The 21,430-nt window shown below is 42.8% G+C and carries 16 protein-coding genes and 1 tRNA gene; 2 read left to right on the plus strand and 15 right to left on the minus strand.

Annotated elements, in window-relative coordinates:
* Nucleotides 1-17 precede the first annotated feature (17 nt).
* Both FTV29_RS03915 and FTV29_RS03920 read left to right on the plus strand, forming a co-directional pair.
* Entirely contained in the window at nucleotides 18-734 is a 717-nt protein-coding gene (locus FTV29_RS03915; RefSeq protein WP_074382876.1) for a D-Ala-D-Ala carboxypeptidase family metallohydrolase, read from the plus strand.
* A 133-nt stretch (nucleotides 735-867) separates the two neighbouring features.
* A complete protein-coding gene (locus tag FTV29_RS03920) occupies nucleotides 868-1,533 on the plus strand; it encodes an O-methyltransferase (RefSeq protein ID WP_180075104.1) in 666 nt (221 codons plus the stop codon).
* 170 nt (nucleotides 1,534-1,703) lie between these two features.
* Here FTV29_RS03920 and FTV29_RS03925 read toward each other — a convergent pair whose 3' ends face one another.
* The 15 genes from FTV29_RS03925 to FTV29_RS03995 form a co-directional block, all read right to left on the minus strand.
* Complete coding sequence (locus FTV29_RS03925) at nucleotides 1,704-2,546, minus strand: universal stress protein (RefSeq protein ID WP_005171275.1); 843 nt, start codon at nucleotides 2,544-2,546, stop codon at nucleotides 1,704-1,706.
* Between the two features lie 410 nt (nucleotides 2,547-2,956).
* Complete coding sequence (locus FTV29_RS03930) at nucleotides 2,957-3,574, minus strand: acyltransferase (protein ID WP_180075105.1); 618 nt, start codon at nucleotides 3,572-3,574, stop codon at nucleotides 2,957-2,959.
* Nucleotides 3,567-4,166: a YigZ family protein gene (locus tag FTV29_RS03935; protein WP_159515872.1), complete on the minus strand. Its 600-nt coding sequence runs from the start codon at nucleotides 4,164-4,166 to the stop codon at nucleotides 3,567-3,569. Before FTV29_RS03935 ends, FTV29_RS03930 begins: the two co-directional genes overlap by 8 nt.
* A 119-nt stretch (nucleotides 4,167-4,285) precedes the next feature.
* Nucleotides 4,286-5,473 carry an HlyD family efflux transporter periplasmic adaptor subunit gene (locus FTV29_RS03940; RefSeq protein ID WP_100534979.1) on the minus strand — a complete coding sequence of 396 codons (1,188 nt, stop codon included), beginning with the start codon at nucleotides 5,471-5,473 and terminating at the stop codon, nucleotides 4,286-4,288.
* Complete coding sequence (locus FTV29_RS03945) at nucleotides 5,470-7,608, minus strand: type I secretion system permease/ATPase (RefSeq protein ID WP_005096672.1); 2,139 nt, start codon at nucleotides 7,606-7,608, stop codon at nucleotides 5,470-5,472. Before FTV29_RS03945 ends, FTV29_RS03940 begins: the two co-directional genes overlap by 4 nt.
* Nucleotides 7,605-9,143, minus strand: a complete 1,539-nt coding sequence (locus FTV29_RS03950) for a TolC family protein (RefSeq protein WP_180075106.1) — start codon at nucleotides 9,141-9,143, stop codon at nucleotides 7,605-7,607. The genes FTV29_RS03945 and FTV29_RS03950 overlap by 4 nt, the downstream gene beginning before the upstream one ends.
* Nucleotides 9,144-9,284: 141 nt before the next feature.
* The gene (gene lptB, locus FTV29_RS03955; RefSeq protein WP_005096670.1) at nucleotides 9,285-10,028 is read right to left on the minus strand and encodes an LPS export ABC transporter ATP-binding protein; all 744 of its coding nucleotides are present in this window, start codon (nucleotides 10,026-10,028) and stop codon (nucleotides 9,285-9,287) included.
* Nucleotides 10,028-10,594 carry a lipopolysaccharide transport periplasmic protein LptA gene (gene lptA, locus FTV29_RS03960; RefSeq protein ID WP_005171293.1) on the minus strand — a complete coding sequence of 189 codons (567 nt, stop codon included), beginning with the start codon at nucleotides 10,592-10,594 and terminating at the stop codon, nucleotides 10,028-10,030. The genes lptB and lptA overlap by 1 nt, the downstream gene beginning before the upstream one ends.
* On the minus strand, nucleotides 10,578-11,126 hold the full coding sequence (gene lptC / locus FTV29_RS03965) for an LPS export ABC transporter periplasmic protein LptC (RefSeq protein ID WP_180039828.1): 549 nt from the start codon (nucleotides 11,124-11,126) through the stop codon (nucleotides 10,578-10,580). Before lptC ends, lptA begins: the two co-directional genes overlap by 17 nt.
* A 33-nt stretch (nucleotides 11,127-11,159) precedes the next feature.
* Nucleotides 11,160-11,699, minus strand: coding sequence for an HAD family hydrolase (locus tag FTV29_RS03970; protein ID WP_180075107.1), 540 nt, complete (start codon nucleotides 11,697-11,699; stop codon nucleotides 11,160-11,162).
* A gap of 3 nt (nucleotides 11,700-11,702) precedes the next feature.
* Entirely contained in the window at nucleotides 11,703-12,680 is a 978-nt protein-coding gene (locus FTV29_RS03975) for a KpsF/GutQ family sugar-phosphate isomerase (protein WP_180075108.1), read from the minus strand.
* A 273-nt stretch (nucleotides 12,681-12,953) separates the two neighbouring features.
* A tRNA-Gly gene (locus tag FTV29_RS03980) sits at nucleotides 12,954-13,029 on the minus strand.
* 65 nt (nucleotides 13,030-13,094) lie between these two features.
* Nucleotides 13,095-14,516, minus strand: a complete 1,422-nt coding sequence (gene cysS / locus FTV29_RS03985) for a cysteine--tRNA ligase (RefSeq protein ID WP_180075109.1) — start codon at nucleotides 14,514-14,516, stop codon at nucleotides 13,095-13,097.
* Between the two features lie 147 nt (nucleotides 14,517-14,663).
* On the minus strand, nucleotides 14,664-15,077 hold the full coding sequence (locus FTV29_RS03990) for a hypothetical protein (RefSeq protein ID WP_180075110.1): 414 nt from the start codon (nucleotides 15,075-15,077) through the stop codon (nucleotides 14,664-14,666).
* A gap of 67 nt (nucleotides 15,078-15,144) precedes the next feature.
* Nucleotides 15,145-21,366, minus strand: coding sequence for a BapA/Bap/LapF family large adhesin (locus FTV29_RS03995; RefSeq protein ID WP_218946043.1), 6,222 nt, complete (start codon nucleotides 21,364-21,366; stop codon nucleotides 15,145-15,147).
* Nucleotides 21,367-21,430 lie beyond the last annotated feature (64 nt).

Consider the following 21,430-nt stretch of genomic DNA (forward strand, 5'->3'; position numbering starts at 1 on the left):
ATATCTGATTTCTATAAATGAAGAATTTTGCAAAGGGATTATTGAGTCTGTGTGTAATCCCTCTCGTTTTTGTGGGTTGTACCACGACCACAAAACCACCGGGACAGACCGTGCCCGATGGAAAGCGGATTTATATTCCCCAAGAACGTGTTCAATACGACCGCAAAGTCCAGCCTAAAACTGTACCTTATCTGTATACCCACTGGGTCTCTGCGCTGGATAATTTATCACGTGTACGTGAGTACGAAGTCTTTCTGGAACGCAATGGCGTAGGTAATATTATTCCCAGTTTTGAATTAATGCGCACCGCGCGGGACTGGGCCAAATGTGGTCGTTCACAGTACATGATTCCAAGCCGTGAATTATGGGCCAATCAGGTTCCAACCTTGCGTGTATTTAAATATTTAGTAGCTGCCAATGTCCTGACTGATTTTGAAGTCACTTCCGTCTATCGTGACCTGCCTTTAAACCAGTGTGCCGGTGGCGCCAATTCTTCACGCCATCTGTATAATTCTGCCATCGATTTTCGTATTGGCCCAGAATATCCACAAGCGCAAGACTATAGTTATATTGAAAATACCAAGTTCAAACTGTGCCAGTTCTGGGCGCAACATGGTCAAAGTCTGAATATGGGACTCGGCATGTATGCTTCTGGTCAGATCCACATCGATACCCAAGGTTACCGTACCTGGGGGCCAAGTCTGGGGCGAAACTCCTCAATGTGTAATTACTAAGTCATGACAACGGCTATACAAAGTTCATTTAAGACTTTATATAGCCTAAAAAAACAGCAGCTATAGCACAATAAATTGCGCTATGCCGCGAAAAGTTTAAAATGCACCCATCGCAATTGATGGTGCTAAAACTATGCAACACATGTGGACAGACATTGACAACTACATTGAGTCACATTTAATTCCTGAAGATCCCATCCTGAACCAGACGCTGGAAAATACTGCTGCGCATGGTCTGCCAGATCATCTGGCTGTAGCAGCAAATCAAGGCATGTTGTTGCAGATGCTGATCCAGATGAATCAATGTAAACGTGTACTGGAACTCGGAACATTTGCCGCATACAGCACCATGTGGTTGGCACGTGCTTTGCCCGATGATGGTTATATCCTGACAATTGAAGGACGTGATACCCACGCGGCAATGGGTCAGGAAAATATTGACTGTGCCCAGCTCAAGCAAACTGTTGAACTGAAATGTGGTCGTGCAGCAGATGTACTCAAAGCTCTACCCGCAGAGACCGAGACTTTTGATTTTATCTTCATTGATGCAGACAAACAGAGTTATCCGGAATATCTGGAACTCAGTTTAAATCTGTCGCATTCAGGTACACTTATTTTTCTGGACAATGTAATCCGTGCAGGCGAGATTATCAATCCGGACAATCACAAGCCAAGTATTGAAGGCATCCGTGATATGTTTAAAGCGCTGCAAAATCATCCACGTATATTATCTTGTACCGCTTTACAGACTGTAGGCAGTAAAGGACATGATGGTTTTGCACTCGCGATTGTCAAATAAAACCAGAAGAACAAAAATCACCCAGCCCCATATTTATTATATATAACATTAACTTAAAAACATTAACCACAGAGTTATCCACAATATATGAGGATAACTCTGATCATTTTTAAATCAAGCTGTAACAATTTACGTTGAAATTTTTATTTTGTTTGCTTTTTAGGCAATCCTCACTTTGCAACCAGTAAAGGCACCTTGGAATTACGGAAAATTGTGGTGGCAATACTACCGAGGAAAAACTGATGGATTTTGCTGTGACTAAATGCGCCCAGAACAATCAGTTGAATACCCATCTCCTGTTGATAGGTCAAAATATTCTCGGCGACATCGCCATAGCGATATTGCGGCACTACATCTAGACCCGCTTGAGTCAGATATTGCAGCGGCTCAGTTAAAATTTCGGCATGATCGCCAATATATAACAGGTGACATTGTAATAAACGCAGCAGATCACTTTCCGCAATCCGTCTCATCATTTTGATACAGGTTGGAGAATATTCATAGGCAAAAATAAATCGTGTTGGCGGTTTAAACTGCTCCCCAACGGTCATCACGGTACAATTGGCGCCACGAATAAAGTTTTCGACATTGGTGCCGATCGGTTTGTTTTTTTCCGCTGAGCGTTCACCGAGCAATCCAATTAATGCGATATCATCCGGCTCAAGAATCTGGAAACTTTGCTCCAGAAAATCCCCTTTTTCCTGAATATGTGTGGTTTGAATACCATGTTCGGCTAAAATCCGCTCGGAAATATGTTGCAGCAGATTATTGCTATAATCCAAGGCAATTTCGCTTTGTTTTTGTTCAAGCTCGGCCAATTCCTTCAGCAACATGGCATTGCTTTCAAACCCGATTACCCCACTGATCTCGCCCAGATGATAACTGGCCGGGTAATAATCCAAGACCTGTAACAAAACCAGTTCACGTCCAGTCTGTTTGGCAATCCATGCAGCCGCGTCTGCCAGCGCGTTTATACATGGTGAAGAGTCGATGCAGGCGATGACACGTTTCATGTTTAGCCTCTCTATTTATGATAAAAATTTCTTTGTTATTTTTAACTTAGCATAAGCTTTATAAAATGTGCAGCAAAATCTGTAAGGCTTGAATTGAAATATGTTAACTTTTATGTGATTGACCGATAATTAGAAGAATAATTCGGCCATTAGACCAAACACTTAAATTCAGGTCATTAAAATGCGTTTAAAATCATTTTCTAATTTATACCAGCGAAATTCCCTTTTGCTGTCAGGAAATCAGCAATACTGTTGCACAAGGAAGAAGTCTTTATAAAATCCGCTCATGCCCTTGCGACGCAATGCTTCTCATCCGAAAGGGAGAAAGGGCTTTTAATATCTCATGGATTTAAATATCAATAGAACCATCATTTTCTGATTGATGAAAGAGATCTACCGAGTGTAAAGCTTTATTCGCGATATCGAATAAAGCTTGCAGGATTCCCAGCAACGATGGCCCGTGCTTCGACATCTTTGGTGACCATACTGTCCATTCCGACAATGGCCTGATCTGCGATTTTAACGCCATCTTTAATACCGACATGTGCGCCGAGCCAGACATCCCGGCCAATTTCGATGCCTTGTGAGCGTACCGCTTGCTGATAAATTGGCTGTTCTAGCTGCATACCGTGATCAAATGCATACAGATGACAATACGCTGCGATACGCACTTGATCATGCAGTTTAATCCCCAGCCGGCCACCATCCAAAATACAGTGATGATTGATCGCCACTTCATTACCAATATCCAGTGGGCCATGCAGGGTGCAATCTGCGGCGATAAAGGTATTATCGCCAATGACGATCTTGCGTCCCGGTTCCGCAAAAATATGTGCCAGTGGTGAAATAAAACAGTTTTCACCAATCTCGACGGTTTCCATTTCCATCAGATAAGCCTGATATTCTTTTTGCCAAGCTTCTGCCCAGCCACGGTTTTTCGGCTTTAAGGACCAGTATAGCCAAGGCATATAGTTCAGGCGATGTTTATGCTGCTCACGATATTTCAGTAATGGATCTGCTTCAGTCATCTGTTGCTTCTTCTATGATTTTGAGCTGTTCACGGCCACGAGTCACATCCTGAATTTTTAAAGCAAAAGCTTCAATCTGATGCTTCTGCAACTGTGCCTGAACCTGAACGCCTTCGGCACTATAGTCTTCCTGATAATCGATTTGCTGCTGATTCAGTTCATACTGAAAAATGGCCCATTCATTAAACTGACAGAAAAATTGCACTTTTTTCTTTTCAATCAGTTCAATTTTGTCTGCCAGCAGCAAGCATTGTCCAGCGCAGCCGCCATAGGCACGAACCAAACCTCCAGTGCCGAGTTTAATCCCGCCATACCAGCGATTGACCAGCACCAGTACATTAGTCAATTCATTACCTTCAATGGTGGCGAGAATCGGGCGCCCCGCAGTGCCTGAAGGTTCACCATCATCATTAAAGCGCACCTGATGGCCAATTTTCCAGGCCCAGCATTGATGCGTGGTACTTGGATCACGATAAGCGTCCAGAAAATCTTTGACCTGCTGTTCATTTTCTACAGGGGTCGCAAATGCCTGAAATCGGCTTTTTTTGATGTCTTCCTCAAAACTGACCAGGCTGGCAAGCGTATATGGCATAACTTCGGGCTTTAAAATCGAACCCTGGCAGTATACCTGCTTTACTCCAACAAATAAAAAGCCTCTCCATGGAGAGGGCCCGATTTGACTCGATTGTTTGACTCAATGGCCTGAAAGGATTAGCGTTCCCGCAACGCTTCTTTGGCCTTGTTGAATGGCTTGATCAGATAATCCATGACAGTTTTTGAACCGGTGCGAATGTCTACCGTGGCCACCATACCTGGGGTGATATTAAACTCCTGACCCGCATTATTATTCAGTTTGTCACTGTCCGTGCGGATATAGACCCGGTAATAGAACTGATCCTGCTTGACTTCATCACGGATGGTGTCTGGTGAAATCATCGCAACTTTACCATTCAACCCACCATAGATTGAATAATCATATGCTGTAATTTTAACCAGTGCTTCCTGATCTGGACGAATAAAGGCAATATCACGTGGCGAAATCCGCGCTTCAACCAGTAGTTTTTCGTCGAGTGGCACGATGGTCATCAGCTTTCCATTTTGTGGAATCACACCGCCCAAGGTCATCACATCAATTTCTTTTACGATACCGCGTACCGGTGATTTAAAAATAGTCCGGCTCAACGTATCTGACTTGCCGCGTACCACCTGCTGCTGAGTTTCCACATCGGTATTGGCTTTGGACAGCTCTTCCCGCGCGCTCACATAATATTGATTACGAATATCATTCATTTGATTACGCAGGTCGTTGGCTTCACGTTTTAAGCGCAGTACTTCAACCTCACTGGCTGCCCCTTTGGCCACCAGTGGTGCTGTCATTTCCAGCTCTTGCTGTACCAGTACCAAGGCCTGTTCTAGACCGGCCACGGATTCCTCCAGATTGGCACGACGTGACTGATACAGTGCCGTTTCTTCTTTCACCAGTTTTGGATATTTCAAGACTTCTTCGGGAAATACCAATGGCGTACCGCTCACTTCCGCGCGTAAGCGAGCTGAGGTCGCACGTGATGAAATCAGTAAGGATTCAGATTCACCGACATTGGATTCAAAACGGGTCGGGTCGAGCTGAGCCAACACTTGGCCGCGCTCTACAATTTCACCTTCTCTAACATTGAGCGTGGTCAAAATACCGCCTTCTAAAGACTGAACCACCTGCTCTTTAGAAGATGGAATCACTTTACCCGTACCGGTAGAGACTTCTTCCAGGCTAAATAACCAGGCCCAGATCAGCAATACCAATAAACCAATGCCGACAATCCAGATAATGACACTCGATTTCGGTAAAGGTGGTTCCTGAAAGCTGACTTTGCTTGAACGTTTTAGTTCTTTGAGTTCACTCATGCACTTGCTCCAACAACCCGCTTATTGCCACCCTGTGACTGATTCAGGATCTGATCTCGTGGACCATCCATGACAATTTTTCCATCATTCACCACAATAATACGATCCACCAGCTCCAGTACCGCACGGCGATGCGTCGCAACCACCATGGTACGATGGCTCAAATAACTTTTAAGATGATCAATCAACTGCTTTTCTGACACATCATCAATCGCAGCAGTAGGCTCATCTAGCAGTAGAATTTTCGGTTGACGGATCAATAACCGTGTTAACAACAGCGCCTGACGCTGACCGCCAGAAAAACCAACACCACCTTCCAGAATGATATGATCCAGACCTTCTTTTTTCTCCTGCACAAAAGCGAATGCACCCGTGATTTGCAGCGCTTCCAGAATTTGCTGATCGGTGGCCAAGGGCGCACCCAAGCTGAGATTTTCACGAATCGAACCATAAAATAGCTGCGAGTTCTGGTTCAGCAAGCCCATATCACGGCGTACATCTGAAGGATCGATCAGGGTTAAATCAATACCATCCAGTTTGACCTTGCCCTGTAATGGCGTCTGCATCCCGGACAAGAGCTGCAACAAGGTTGATTTCCCGGCACCGTTACGGCCCAGAATCGCAATCTTTTCACCCGGTTTGATTTCAAGCTTTGGAATCATCAGGCTTGGTTTTGGATCATCTTCACCGTACTTGAATACCACACCACTGAGTTCATAATGACCATCCAGAGCTGGGCGATGAATCAGATGAGAATAATCCGGCTGATCGACCGATTTTTTCATCAACTCATCCAGACCGGCTTTGGCCACTTTGGCCTGTTGCAGACGACCCAACACGCCAGTAATTTGTGAAATGGGTGCCAGCATTCGTGAAGACAGAATCGAACAGGCCACCAATGCACCTGTGGTCATCTCGCCGTCCATCACCGCAAAAGCACCGACCAATACCACAATGGCAAAGGTCAAGCCTTGGATTTTTTGGGTCCAGGCCGTCATCAAACCCACAATCTTACGTTGCTGCATGCTGACATCGGCTGAAACTTCATTCATATGGTTCCACTGATTCTGGAAGCGTGTTTCAGCTCTGAGCAGCTTGATATCTTCAATCCCTTGCACGGCTTCTACCAGCAAGGCATTACGGATGGCAGATTCACGCATGCCCAGCTGAGCCAGTTCTGCCAGTTTTTTCTGCGCCAGAATGCCAGGCAGAATCATCAGTGGCACCACCAGCAGCATCACCCAGAACAGGTTGCCGCCAATCACCCAGAAAATCCCTAAGAACAGGAAGAAAAATGGCAGGTCGGCAATCGCAGTCACTGTGGTTGAAGTGACCAGTTCGCGTACCCCTTCCAGTTCCCGAATCTGCGAGATAAAGGTACCAGTCGATTTGGAACGTTCACTATTTTTGATGCGCAAAGAATGGCCAAATACCCGATCCGAAATTTTCAGATCAGCACGTTTACCAATAATGTCTGACAGATAGATTCGGGAGACGCGTAAAACAAACTCGAAAATTGCCGCAATCAGCACACCGCCAGCCAAAACCCATAAGGTAGGAATCGATTGTGATGGAATCACGCGGTCATACACGTTCATCGAGAAAACAATCGTGGCCAGTGCCAGAATATTCGCGATTAAAGAGGCGAACATGACATCGATATAACGTTTCCAGTCATTCAAGACAATTGACCAGAACCAGTTTTTCTCGAACGGCTTGATATATTCATCCACCCGCGCATCCGGCACAGAAGATTCGGGACGCAGAACATACAGATGCTTTACGCCCGTCTCTAACTGTTCAACCGTGAAACTTTGAGACAAGCCTTCATCGCCACTGAGCTGTATACTGACGTTAGCTTGGGTGTCGATGCGTTCAATCACACCCACATCCCCACTCTCAAACTCCACCAGCAAAGGCAAACGCCACGGATTCAGCAAGCTGCTGTCAAATTTATTTTTACGGACATTTAAACCAATCTGCCGGCTGACAATTTTGAGCATCTCGTCGATGTCATGATGCTGGTTCCAGTCCAGTTGCAGACGAATCCGCTCCTCAGAAGGTTCAATCCGGTAATGTCTGGCAATATTCAAAACCGCTTTAAGCCACGGTTGATAATTTATTGTAGTACTCATGGCTGAACTTCAAACCCCTGAATAGAAATACGGTTAAGCGCGTAAATATCCCGTGTACGGCCGGTAACCTGAATATATTGCACAATCGCCGAATAGATGTCATAGCGCGCAGATTCAATTTCCTGTGCTGCACTATGAATCGCCTGTTCTGCGTTGAGCAAATCCACCACGGTTCGGGTACCCAATTTATATTGTTCTTGATACAGCTCTTTGGTTCGTACCGTGGTTGCACGACGTTGGGATAAAACTCCCATTTGTTTTTGCTTATTTTCAATCTGCTCACGAATCAAGCGAACCTGATCCAGTACATCCAGATAAACCGTATTGACCTGCGCACGTGCAGCTTCTTCGGCATAACTGGCAGAACGTGCCTGAGAGCGTGCTGCGCCACCCTGATAAAAATTACTGCTGGCTTCAATCATGATTGAATTATAAAAGCCGTCATCTTCATTATTATTCGGATTTCGCCCATTAACAGCCTGACTTAAACTGCCTTTCAGATGAATGCTTGGATAACGACTTAAACGTGCCTGATCTTTTTGAAAGCGTGCAACCTCTACACCCGATTGTGCCAGAATCATATTGGGAATCTGGGTAAATTCCGGATCCTGATACAGATCGGCCTGCGCCACAATACGTTCTGGAATCTCCCATTCCACCGCAGACACATCAAACCCCAGCAAAGTGCGTAAACGTTGCTGATATTGTCTGAGCTGGGTCTGCTGCACCAGCAGGTTCGATTGTGCCGCTTCCAGATTGGACTGAGCCTGAATTGGATCGGCCTGACTGCTGATACCGGCACGGGCACGCAAATTGGCAATTTCTGCAATCCGTCCAATGCCCTGAATCTGTTGCTGGGCAATTTTGGTAATTTCCTGATAACGCTTGATATTAACAATCGCATCTGCCACTTCAAAAGCCACCTGATCCAGACTGACCAGCACCCTTGCCTGCTCTTCTGCCAATCTGGCTTCCTCGATACTGACATTGGTTTTGATCTTGCCAAAGTCATACAGCATCTGTGTTGCATTTAAGGAAACCACTTGACGTCCACGCTCACCCGAGGTCAGATCACCGGTCCCCAATCCGCCCGATAACTGCGGATAATAGGCTGCTTTTGCCACATCAATATTGGCCGCCTGTGCAGACAGGGTAGAAATACTCTGGCTAATTTCAGGACGTCGCTGAACTGCGGTATGGATCGCTTCCACCACATTCATCTTTTGTGGAATAGGAGCCACGATAGGGCTGGTAGCAGACTGTCCCTGTTGTGGCTGGGTAATCTGTGGCAGTTCAGCTACCTGAGAAGTGTCTAATGAGTAGCGACTGAGTGACGTAATATCAACTGAATGCGCTGACCCTGTTGGCTCTGGTGCAATCAGTTTACTTAAACCGTTTTTAATATTTGCAAAATGGTTTTGCGAAGTTTCTGCATGTGCCAAGGAAATAGATAAAGGCAAAAGAAGACTCATGAAGATCCCCCTTTTTTTATCGGTTTTCCCCTGAACATTTTTTATGTGTACCCTAAATCGCATAATAATTAATGTTTCGTATTTTAGCTTAACAATATATCAAATCGTTGTAAAAGATACTTTTTTAACGTTGATTTGATGAAAAAAAACCCTCATCCGACAATTGGTGCCGTGATGTGGGTATCTTACAGACATAAAAGCTGTTTATACGGTAAAATCATCACCTAAATAAACTTTTCTTACTGTTTCATTGGCCAGAATTTCTGCTGGCGTACCTTCAGCAAGCAATGCTCCCTCACTCACAATATAAGCATGTTCACAAATCGCCAGCGTTTCACGCACATTATGATCGGTAATCAATACCCCAATCCCACGATCTTTCAAAGTGGTGATGATATCTTTAATATCACCAACCGAGATCGGGTCGACACCAGCAAAAGGTTCATCGAGTAACATAAATTTTGGATCTGCCGCCAATGCACGAGCAATCTCGGCACGGCGTCGCTCACCACCGGAAACACTCATTCCTAAAGAATCTTTGATATGAGTGATTTTAAAGTCGGCCAAAAGTTCCGCCAGACGTTGCTGACGCTGAGCCTTGGTCAAATCCTTGCGGGTTTCCAGAATCGCCATAATATTTTGTGAAATTGTCAGCTTGCGGAAAATCGATGCTTCTTGCGGCAAATAGCCAATTCCCTTGCGTGCCCGTTCATGCATGGCCAGATCAGAAAGATCCAGATCATCCAGATAGATTTCACCTTTATCCATACGTACCAGACCGACGACCATATAGAAGCTGGTGGTTTTACCTGCACCATTAGGGCCGAGCAATCCGACAATCTGGCCACTTTCCATACTAAAAGACACATCTTTCACCACCCAGCGCTTATTATAATTTTTCGCCAGATGTTTGATGGTCAAGGTTTGAACTTGCTGCGATTGTTCCATTAATCACGTGCTCCTGGAAAGGATTGTGAAGCTGATGGTGGAATCACAATTTTTACACGACCTTCAGCTGAACCGGTTTTATTCGGTGTACCAATCGCTTCAACATCACCTTTATTCATACTATATTTTAAAGTCGCACCACGAATACTGGCCCCATCCTGCTGCAATAAGGCATTACCGGACAGGGTAATAATTCCGGTTTCAGCATTGTAGACAATTTTCTGAGCCTGACCTTTGGTTAGACCTTTGGAGGCATCTACTTTTTGCTGGAACTGTGTCGGGCTACCGGTAGCCGTAATCAGGCTAATCTGGCGCTTATTGTTCAGATTGGCCACAATTGAATTGGCTTGCAGCTTCATGGTGCCCTGTTCAATGATGACATTGCCAGAATAGGTCGTCACCCCAGTACGCTCATTAAAAGTCGCGCGATCCGCCAGTAAGGTGATCGGCTGGTTACGGTCAGATGGCAAGGCGAAGGCCGCGATTGAAGCAAGTCCAATCACAGTCGCCAGCGCAGTGCGCTTCAGGAAAGTGTGCATCATTTTGACTTTAGGAATTTGGTTCATACTTTCCTCGAATATTAAAGAATTCGTATTGACCATCATTAAGATTGGCTTTAAGACCCTGGCTGATAAATTCAGCCTGTGGAGACTCCACGATCACCGTTTTATCAGTTTCAATTTCACGTGTTTTTGGAAAAGCCGTCAGCTCCTCAGTACGGAACTCTAACTGTCCATTTTGCATGATTTTGGTGGCAAGCACTTCTTGAGAGAGTACAACTTTTGTATTGTCATCATAGCCATGCGCCATTTTGGCAGAGAAAGTCGCATCGACTTGAGCATTGTCATAGGTCGAAGCTTGCAGGTTTTCCAGTTTGGAGGTCTGTTGCTGCAGGTTCTGCTCAAGTCGATCCACTTGGGCGCGAACCGATAACATACCTGATTCATCTGTCTGGGTTAAGTTAATCTCTTGAGCGGAATAGGTCATGCTGCGCGCGGAGTCCGTCTGCAGCTTATTGCCCTTGCCACTGTAATAATAATAACCACCACTTATTGCGGCAATCATCACAGCCGTAATATATAAAACTTTAGTATCCATAAGCGGTGTACTTAATCCAAAAGATATGACTTATTAATAAGGCGCACGAGTATATTTTTCAAGTAACTCTTGGTATACGCCTTTGGACATCAGCAGCATATCGCAGATTTCACGTACTGCACCACGGCCACCCAGCGCCTGAGTCACCAGATCTGCACGGCGACGAACTTCGACATGACCATTCGGTACGGTCACTTTCATGCCAGCAATGGCAAAAGCAGACAGATCAGGCCAGTCATCGCCCATATATAAGCAGTCTTCAGGGTCGATATTGAGCTGTGCACATGCTTCGCGTAGTGCTGTGCCTTTATCTTCACGGCCCTGATAGACCAGATCCACACCCAGATCCGACATTCGTTTTTCGACAATATTACTTTTACGGCCAGTGATAATAATCACATTGATTCCAGCCTGCTGAACCAGTTTCATGCCCAGACCATCGCGGATATCGAATGATTTGATTTCATCACCAGTATTGGTCAGCGTTACAAAGCCGTCACTTAAAATACCATCTACATCAAGCACTAATGCTGCAATATGACGTGCCTGCTCTAATAATACATAAGATGCCATTTATTAATTTACCCCAGCCTGAATCAGGTCATGCATACTAATCACACCAATCACTTTATTGGCCTCATCAACCACTACAAACTGGTTGATTTTACGTTCATTCATACGTTCCAGTGCCACGACTGCACGTGCTTCCTGAGAAATCGTAAGCGGATTCTTGGTCATCACGTCCTGAATCGCCAGATTGACATCAAAACCTTGCTGTTTATCAATTAAACGACGCAAGTCACCATCGGTAAAAATCCCCAGCAAGACATCATTTGCATCTACGACCGTGGTCAATCCCAGACGTTTGTTGGAAATTTCATACAATACTTTGTTCATGGCGGTATCTGGTGAAACTTTAGGTAAATCATTACCCGTACGCATCAGGTGTTTTACATGTAATAACAAGCGCTTACCCAAAGCTCCGGCGGGATGCGAGCGGGCGAAATCATCTGAAGTAAAACCACGCGCATCCAGTAACGCCACAGCCAAAGCATCGCCTAAGGCCAAGGTGGCAGTCGTTGATGAGGTGGGTGCCAACCCGAGCGGACAGGCTTCCTGAATATTGCCCAGAGTCAAAGCCACATCGGCATTTTGTGGCATTGGGCCACGCTCATCGCCGCTAATGGTAATTAAAGGAATTTCAAGATGTTTGATGAGTGGCATCAGCATCATGATCTCATCACTCTTGCCTGAGTTTGAAATCGCAATCAGCACATCACCCGCGACCAGCATTCCCAAGTCGCCATGACCGGCTTCACCCGGATGCATAAAGAATGAGGGTGTTCCGGTCGAAGCAAAGGTCGCCGCCATTTTACGGCCAATATGACCTGATTTGCCCATTCCGGTAATTACCAGACGGCCAGTACACTGTAGAATAATTTCACAGGCCCGGCTAAAACGGCCATCAATCTGTGTGGCTAAAATCTGTAATGCTTGTTCTTCGATACGCAAGGTTTCAAGTGCAACTTTCTGGAAGTCTATTTGATTTGGCATATTTGGTGGGTTCAAAGTAGGTTTACCTTAACTCTATATAGAGTTGACTCAGTCTAGCAAAAAATAATTTTCGCAATTTTATCATATCTATGCAAATGTCAGGTTTCAAAATGTAGAGCTTTTCATAAAACTTAAACAGAATGTTTAGAAATTTTCCTGACCAAAAGCTCTTCATTATTCAGAATTTCATTATGTTAATCAGTTCTGATTTTCCTTTTTATTTTGCGTAGGCAATAAAAAACCCCAATCTTTCGATCAGGGTTTTTTGAATTTTGGAGCGGGAAACGAGACTCGAACTCGCGACCCCAACCTTGGCAAGGTTGTGCTCTACCAACTGAGCTATTCCCGCAATATGGGAGTGAATTATAGAGAGTTTCTGCTAACTGTCAACTCTCTATTGATTCAACTGTCGAATTAATCAGCACGACGCCATACAGTTCCTTGACGGGTATCTTCCAGCACCACTCCTTGGTCTAATAAAGACTGGCGGATTTCATCGGCACGAGCAAAGTTTTTCTCTTTTTTGGCATCTTTACGTTGCTGGATCAGATCTTCAATCTGCTCTTCAGACAAGCCTAAAGCTTCCTGACCAATATCAGACTTTAAGAATTCGTCGACATTGTGCTGTACCAGACCCAGAATATTGGTGAGATGGCGCAGAGTAGAATAATAAACAGCAGCCTGTTCCTGATTCTGATCTTTTACTGCACGGTTCAGCTCTTTATTCAGTTCAAATAATACAGCAATGGCTTCTGGCGTATTGAAGTCATCTCGCATGGCTGTATTAAAACGCTCAACAAAGTCTTGATCTAACGTATCAACCAGCTGTTCGCCATATACTGCCTGATAAGCTTTAAAAGAATGATAGAAACGCATCAGCGTATTTTTCGCTTCTTTTAAGGCTACATCAGAATAGTTCACCGGGCTACGGTAGTGTGAAGATACGATAAAGTAACGCACTACTTCTGGATGGAATTTTTCAATCACATCACGGATGGTAAAGAAGTTACCCAAAGACTTCGACATCTTTTCACCATCAACATTGATGAAGCCGGCATGCATCCAGTAATTTACATACTGTTCGCCAGTGGCTGCTTCTGACTGTGCAATCTCGTTTTCATGATGCGGGAAGCTTAAGTCAGCACCACCGCCATGAATATCAAAATGATTGCCTAGGCAGCAAGTTGACATCGCAGAGCATTCAATATGCCAGCCTGGACGACCATTGCCCCATGGTGATGCCCAAGAAGGTTCATTTTCTTTGGCATGTTTCCAAAGTACAAAGTCAAACGGGTGTTTTTTCTCAACTTCGACGTCTACACGTTCAGAAGCGCCTGCCTGCATATCTTCCAGTTTACGGCCTGAGAGACGCCCGTATTTGGCGAATTTTTCAACCTCGAAGTAAACATCGCCATTATTTGCCGGATATGCAGTCCCTTTTTCCACCAGCGTACCAATCATGTTTTGCATCTGATTTATGTAATCAGTGGCTTTTGGTGCTTCATCCGGTGCAAGACAGCCTAATTTGGCAAAGTCTTCATTCATGGCATCAATAAAACGGCTGGTCAGTGATGAAATGCTTTCCCCATTTTCATTGGCACGTTTAATAATCTTGTCGTCAATGTCAGTGATATTGCGTACGTATTTTACTTTCCAGCCCTGACTGCGCAGGAAACGGATAATATAGTCAAATGCAACCACTGTGCGTGCATGTCCGATATGACAGTAGTCATAGACCGTCATCCCACAGACATACAGATCAATCTGACCTTCTTTACGAGGTACAAATTCTACTTTTTTACGTTGCTCTGAGTTATATAGAACAAATGGTTGCATAGGTCTTCTAGAATGCTTTTACAAATGATGGCTCATCTTAACCTAAGCATTATTTTTCATAAAGTTTTAAGAAAAGTTTTCAAGGCTTTTTCTGCTGTTATTTCTATATTGTATAAAAAGACCAGCTATTGCTGGTCTTTTTAGATATCAGGATTTAGCTTCTGTTTTGCACTGTATTAACATCTGTTTGGTTTTTGGACCTAATGGATTAATCAGGCTGGTATTTAAAACACGCGCATAGTTCTGATGATCTTTCTGGTAGAAATCTACCGTAGTCCCTTGGTACTCGGCGGTAGTTATATATTGATAATCTTCAAAAGTTTTTTCAGACTTAGGCTCAATTGACTTTAATAAAGCACGCTTTTGCTTAGCAGAAATTAAGCGCAAAATGCTTTTTTCACCAATCACATAAGATAAGCTATGAGCTTTTTGCTTTGAACAATCTAAAGCATATCGGCCTTGAAGTTTACCTAGTTTTACCGAATCCCCTACAGCCGTATTGGCATGCGTAAATGCACTGATTGAAGTCAGGAGTGCAATACTCACAAATAATTTTTTCATAGTTTGCTCAATATTTAAAAATGGCGAAGCATAGGGTGAAAGCAAATGCTCCCACCCTATTGGCGAATTAATAGATGATTTGATTGTTTTTCAACAAATCAGCAAGTGTCGTCTCAACGTTATTCAATGTCAGCAATTCTGTCATTGCATATTGATTACCTGAGATCGCTTTTCCGCTGTCATCAACAACTGTCTCGCCATCTCGGTCAATACTAATAATCGTATGACCATCTTTGACTTCAACAGATACAAATTTCGCTAGGTCAATACTACCGCCTTCAGATTTTTGATCTGCTAACAGTGCAGAAATATCAATCTTGTCAGCATTTACATTATAAGCTGAGTTATCTAGCTCATTTACCTTCTGACGTATATCGCCTACCGTAAAGTCAGTCCAAACATCATGACCATTACCACCCAACTTGTCGTGTTGGTTCAGCAAGTCAAAGATCACAGTATCACTACCGCCTCCCATCGTATAAACATCATTCGCTGAATCGCTATAGACATATTCAATGATATTTGAACCTTTGACGATCTTAGCGACATCAATTTCAATGGTAGATTTATCAGTTTCACCAGTTGGAGATATCAGCTCATAAGTCATAATCTCACGACCACCACCTTGACCATTTGGTGTATAGGTATAAGCACCTGATTTATCAATAACGAATGTACCGTATAGACCTTCAACCGTAATCGTTTTAGCACCCACGATTGGATCTAAAGAAAGTACTTTATTACCGACTTTCAGAATCGTCTGGTCTTTTAAACCTTCACTAAAGATATCATTTTCAAGTAAATTACCTTTGATAACATTTGCTTCATCAGCATAGTTGTAATCAGGATCTGCCATCCAACGATCTTGATAATCTTGAGTTCCTTTGATTTCATATTGATAATCAATACGAGAACCGAGCACACCGTGCACTTTCATTTCTAAGATGTAATAACCCGCTTTAAGATCTTCTGCCATAAACTCTAAAGAAGTACCACCTTTTTTAGTTGATACATCTGTACGTACAACTTCTCTGACTTGATTACCTTGTTCATCAGTAGTAAGACGGATCAAGTCATAAGAAATTTTTACATCATAAGATGGCCATGAAACTTGTGCTTTCGCATCAAATTTAAAATAGAGGCTATTCGTTGAATATTGCGAATGCGGTGCAATCGTAAACTCAATCGCTGTTTCTTTTACTTCATTCTTAGCAGGTGCGTATAAATCATCTTTATACACAACTTTTTGATCTACAAAATCATCATGACGAAGAACCATACCTGCTTTAGTCGATGAAGGCTGCCCATTGATATCAAGTACATCACGTTGTGCATCTACACTACCAATTTTCACATTGATTGCAGAAACAGCTGTCTCACCTGTTAATAAGTCTTTATAAACATATGTAAAGGTATCGATAGCACCATAGTTTGGCTTCTGCGAAGTTGTATCAACTGTGTATGTATATGAACCATCTTTCGCCACAGTCAATGTACCAAACTCACCTTTGATATCTAAACTTTCACCAGTGAACTTTTGACCATCAACTTGAATCATTTCAATTTGATCTGCTTCCAGCTCAACTAAATGACCTTCAGCGATTGCTTCATATGCATATCCATCATCAGTTTCTTTAGGCTTGTAATAATCAGCCACTACTGCACTATCCAATTTGAGGGTTGAGCCACCCAAAACTTTCACACCACGATCTGTGAGGAATGCTTTATATTGACCTTCTGTTAATGCCAGTGTGAACGGATCATTATGAATACCGCCCAAAGGAATACCGAGTACAGATAGTGGAACGATCAAGAATTTATCTTGGAAATGGTATAACTCCCACTGATTTGTCTTCTCATTCAACTTATAAATTGCAAAGTCTGAGATTGCTGCAACCCCTACTGCAGAGGTGCCTGTTGCGGAGAACACGGTTTCAATCACTTTACCTGCACCAACATTTAAGTTAATCGCATTGCTTGAACCGATGACATTCACATCCAACACATTCCCTAAACCAACACCTGCAACGCCAAATGATGTTGCTGATGCTTTGCCATCACCTAAAAGCTCTTTGATTGCAATCGTTTCAGGATCCGCTGGCTCGTACTTTTCTGAGAAAATAACTGTTAACTCCGAAGCCTCAACGTTCATGTGGGCAATCACAGTATCTACGTCTAATTCAACATCGTGTAGATTCAACGTAATGTCGAGGTTTGCCTTCGTCATTTGACCTGAAATTGGATCATAGATGGTATATTCGAAACGATCGACGTCACCATAGTTGAAGTTTTTCGTTTCAAATGCTGTATAGGTGTATTCACCATTGGTAAATAAAGTTAATGCACCATATTTACCATCAATTTTAGTTCCCACAAAGTTTTGATCATCCTGAATCATGACTGTCTGGGAATTTTCAAGTGTCACACTTTTCGCAGAAATCACGTATGTGACTTCTGGATTGAGAAGTAAATCTGCTTTATTGTCTTTGTTCACATCCGTGATTACATTACCTGTTGCTTGACCTGCGACAGAAATTGGTTTCACGTAATCCAATAATAAATCTCGTGTGGTCTCTAAAGTATAACCAAACAATGCATTGATACCACGTGATGGCTCTAGTAATACAATATATTGCCCTGCATCCAATTTCTTTGTGAGCTCTTCAGATACACCACCTAACAGTGCTGCACCAAACCAACCTTCAACTTGATCGTCGAGCTTATATTGCTTGGTAATATCATCATATTTATAAATAAATAGATCAAAATCAGCGAGTATTTGCACACCACCTGTTTCAGCTTTAAAGGTAATTAAACGTTCTGTATTTTCTGCAACATTAATCTCAAAACGGTTTTGGGGGTCAATTAAACCTAAATCGAGCACACTACCCAAGCCAATATAGGCTACATTGAATGTTGATTTAGAAACTAGAGGTTGACTCTCTACACTTGGATCAACTGCAAGTGTTAAATGATTCACATCATCATAAGCAACAATCTCAGTGACTGCTCCGCCATTAATATCAATCGTCAGTTTATTTTGATGAGTTAATTTTCCATTCGTCGCAGTATATGTAAATACGTCAGTTTTACCGATTAAGTTGCCTTGAGCATCTTTCGCATGGGCTGACGAATTTAATTTGTATGTGTATGAACCATCTTGTGCAATCGTCAAAATACCATGTTGACCCACCAACTGAACGGATTTTGCCTTATCTTCAGAGGTAAATTGATAGACTTTACCGAATTGATTAGAGACCTCAACTATTGAAAGTTCATCGAGAACCTTATTAAAGTCATTTGCTAAGACATTACCAGAACGTTCAGAGTCCTCATAGAAGTAAGACTTGAACTCAACAGAAAGCTGAGTTTTTTCAAATAAAGTTAATGTGTTACTTACGAGCTGAGCAACAACTTTATCCACGATACGATCAACTAATCCCACCACGTCCTTGATTACAGGAAGATTCAAAATCTCATGTAATAAACGTGATACTGGTAAAGTCAGTACATTTAAAACCTCAAGCGTATCTTCTAAAAGCTTTTTCAATCCCGCAGTTGATGGACTGTCTGGATCCAAAATTTTAGCGACTAAATCTAATATAATTTCTTGGTTATTTTCACCAAGTAAACCACCATCTCCTAATGCCCCTAAACGAATATCTTTAATTGCCTCAGTTAATACACTATCAGACTTATAAGGAACAACGCGATAATCGCCTTCTGTTAGTCCACTGAAAGTAACCTCATAGTTCTTATTTTTCACTGAACCTAATGCGTATTGTGTACCTAATGAAGCAACAACCCCATTACCACTCAATGGAGCAGACATAACCGCTTCCCATTTCTGAGACGCTTCACTCCACTTTTGCAATTGAATACCGTAACCTTTCGCAACAGTCAATAAACCTACATTAGTAAATTCCGCACGAATTTCACCAATTGCAGCACTTTTCACTTTAATCGGCTCATCTACTTTAGCACCTGCACTGAAGGTCATCATACGCTGTGCTGATGGTTCTGATGGTTCTGATGGTTCTGATGGTTCTGATGGTTCTGATGGTTCTGATGGTTCTGATGGTTCTGATGGTTCTGATGGTTCTGATGGTTCTGATGGTTGGACTACACCAATTGAGCCTTCAACAGCAGCTTGATCTTCTCCCTCTAAACTAATACCACCACCAATGTTTCCTAACAAACCAGCAAATGTGAATTTTCCTGCGTTTCCTTCGAATGTATGTTCACCTACACCTGTACCTAACTCAACTTCATCTGGTTCAGTCAAACCTAACTCAACATTAAATTCTTTAGAGGCATTTAGATCTAGTGTATTTCCTTCAGCATCTTTAAGACCTGCAACCGCATTCACATTTGCAATGCCGTCTACTAGACTAATTTCACTCACATTAAAATCAAGAGACCAATTGATATTACCATTTGCATCTTTTGTCCAAACAAAACCGTCTTTTGCTTGATTCTGATTTAATGCTGTTAAATCAATTTGACGTTCAACCACATTACCATTGATCAGAATAGAAACCTTGAGATCAGCAACATTCACATCACTAGGTAATGCAGCAATTTGACCTTTAACAGTCACATAACCATCTTCAACTTCAGAGGCATCAACCTTAAAGTCAGTCCCTTCAACTTCTGTAATTACATGCAATTCATCAAGATCAGATGCCGGATCTAATACTTGGATATCAAGTGTGAAACCTTCTGTAACTGGAAGTTTTAAAGTATTACCTGCATCATCTACAATAACAGCAATGGCTTGAACTGAAGGTTGATCACCATGTTCGAGTTTTAGACCGGTTGTTGAAACATCAGCTGTCCATTTACCATCTTTATCAGCCACGACGGTTACTTGCTGTGTCACACCTTTATTGGTAATGCTCACCACAACTTCTTTTAATGCATCACCAGCAGCAGTTGCGATACCAGATACATCGCCTTGAATTGTGATCTTGCCATCTTTTTGCTGGCTTTCATTCACAACTATCGTTTGTTTTTGATCTTGGATAAATAATGCTTCACCTTCAATCTCTGTAATACGAATAACCGCGTCTTGTGAGGCAGTGTCAGTATCAATAGTAAACTTAAGTTCAGGTGATGAACCCTGTGTTACACCATTACTGTTAGCAACAGTATAGCTCACGACATATTCTGCATCATTCAATGGTTGTGTTGGTGTATAACTCCAAGTACCGTCACGACCAACAATAATTGGTTGATCCGTAACGACAACTTTACCATTTATCGTTAGGGTAATAATCTCACCTTCTACACGACCAGAACCTTTGATTTCTGGTTTGTTATCGTTAGTTTTACCATTTGATTCGATTAAACCAAGAATTAAAGGGACGTCATCCCACGCTTCTGGTGCTGTAGTCGGTTCACTTGGCGCTAATGTACCCACAATAATTGAACTAGAAACAGAATCAACATTATCCCATTCATCTGTTGCAGTCACTTTTACAGGATTCAGGCCTTCACGTACTGGCATATAGACGTTCAATGCTTTTGCCTGAATTTCAGCATCATTCAATACGTAACGATCGCCATTTACAGACACAATATCGCCAACTTTTGCATCTTTGCCAAGAGTTACTTTTAACGACGTATAAAATTTTCCGCTCATCTCTGCTGCATTCAGCGTGCCATCTTCATTAACATCATTTAAGAAGGTCAATGATTCGACAATGTCACGCTCTGTACCAATGACTGAACTATCTACGTCAAAGAATGTAAATTCGACATCCGTTTGCTTTTGGGCATTTTGAGCATCAACTTTAATAAAGTTGAATCCGTCCAATACTGGAACATCATTAATCGTGACAGATTTTTCGCTAATATCAGCATCTGTCAGCTCACGTTCAATACCATTAGCCTTAATGATATCACCTGCTTTAGCATCCTCTCCTAAATGGATTTTAATGTTGATCTTAGAATCTGGTGAAAGTTCATCAGCTGTAATTTTACCATCACTGTTTTCATCACTTAGCAACTCAATCTTAGTGACTAAATCAGCTGAGCCTGATGCACCATTTAAAGACTCAAGCCACTCCGCTTCTGATAAAACTGGTTCACCAGCTGCTGAGGCTTGTTCAACATAAAGCTCATATGCAGATTTACCATCAACGCCTTTTGCAGAAATACCTGTATCCGTTGTACCAATAAACCAGTTGCCGTTACTACCGATATATGGTGTTAAACCGTTTTGACCTGCTGCACCAGTGGCACCTGTCGCACCTTGAGCTTGTACACCTGTATCAACACCATTCACATGCCAGTTGCCGTTGATGATTTCAACTTTGGCTTGGACTGGAATGTCGGTGCTTTCTTCACCG

It is taken from the genome of Acinetobacter sp. YH12254 (genome assembly GCF_013417415.1).
GTDB lineage: Bacteria > Pseudomonadota > Gammaproteobacteria > Pseudomonadales > Moraxellaceae > Acinetobacter > Acinetobacter pseudolwoffii.

What these genes read in the sequence shown, in the direction of transcription:
- FTV29_RS03915 (WP_074382876.1), top strand. Translation starts at nt 18, where the DNA reads ATGAAGAATTTTGCAAAGGGATTATTGAGTCTGTGTGTAATCCCTCTC.
- FTV29_RS03920 (WP_180075104.1), top strand. Translation starts at nt 868, where the DNA reads ATGCAACACATGTGGACAGACATTGACAACTACATTGAGTCACATTTA.
- FTV29_RS03925 (WP_005171275.1), bottom strand. Translation starts at nt 2,546, where the DNA reads ATGAAACGTGTCATCGCCTGCATCGACTCTTCACCATGTATAAACGCG.
- FTV29_RS03930 (WP_180075105.1), bottom strand. Translation starts at nt 3,574, where the DNA reads ATGACTGAAGCAGATCCATTACTGAAATATCGTGAGCAGCATAAACAT.
- FTV29_RS03935 (WP_159515872.1), bottom strand. Translation starts at nt 4,166, where the DNA reads ATGCCATATACGCTTGCCAGCCTGGTCAGTTTTGAGGAAGACATCAAA.
- FTV29_RS03940 (WP_100534979.1), bottom strand. Translation starts at nt 5,473, where the DNA reads ATGAGTGAACTCAAAGAACTAAAACGTTCAAGCAAAGTCAGCTTTCAG.
- FTV29_RS03945 (WP_005096672.1), bottom strand. Translation starts at nt 7,608, where the DNA reads ATGAGTACTACAATAAATTATCAACCGTGGCTTAAAGCGGTTTTGAAT.
- FTV29_RS03950 (WP_180075106.1), bottom strand. Translation starts at nt 9,143, where the DNA reads ATGCGATTTAGGGTACACATAAAAAATGTTCAGGGGAAAACCGATAAA.
- lptB (WP_005096670.1), bottom strand. Translation starts at nt 10,028, where the DNA reads ATGGAACAATCGCAGCAAGTTCAAACCTTGACCATCAAACATCTGGCG.
- lptA (WP_005171293.1), bottom strand. Translation starts at nt 10,594, where the DNA reads ATGAACCAAATTCCTAAAGTCAAAATGATGCACACTTTCCTGAAGCGC.
- lptC (WP_180039828.1), bottom strand. Translation starts at nt 11,126, where the DNA reads ATGGATACTAAAGTTTTATATATTACGGCTGTGATGATTGCCGCAATA.
- FTV29_RS03970 (WP_180075107.1), bottom strand. Translation starts at nt 11,699, where the DNA reads ATGGCATCTTATGTATTATTAGAGCAGGCACGTCATATTGCAGCATTA.
- FTV29_RS03975 (WP_180075108.1), bottom strand. Translation starts at nt 12,680, where the DNA reads ATGCCAAATCAAATAGACTTCCAGAAAGTTGCACTTGAAACCTTGCGT.
- cysS (WP_180075109.1), bottom strand. Translation starts at nt 14,516, where the DNA reads ATGCAACCATTTGTTCTATATAACTCAGAGCAACGTAAAAAAGTAGAA.
- FTV29_RS03990 (WP_180075110.1), bottom strand. Translation starts at nt 15,077, where the DNA reads ATGAAAAAATTATTTGTGAGTATTGCACTCCTGACTTCAATCAGTGCA.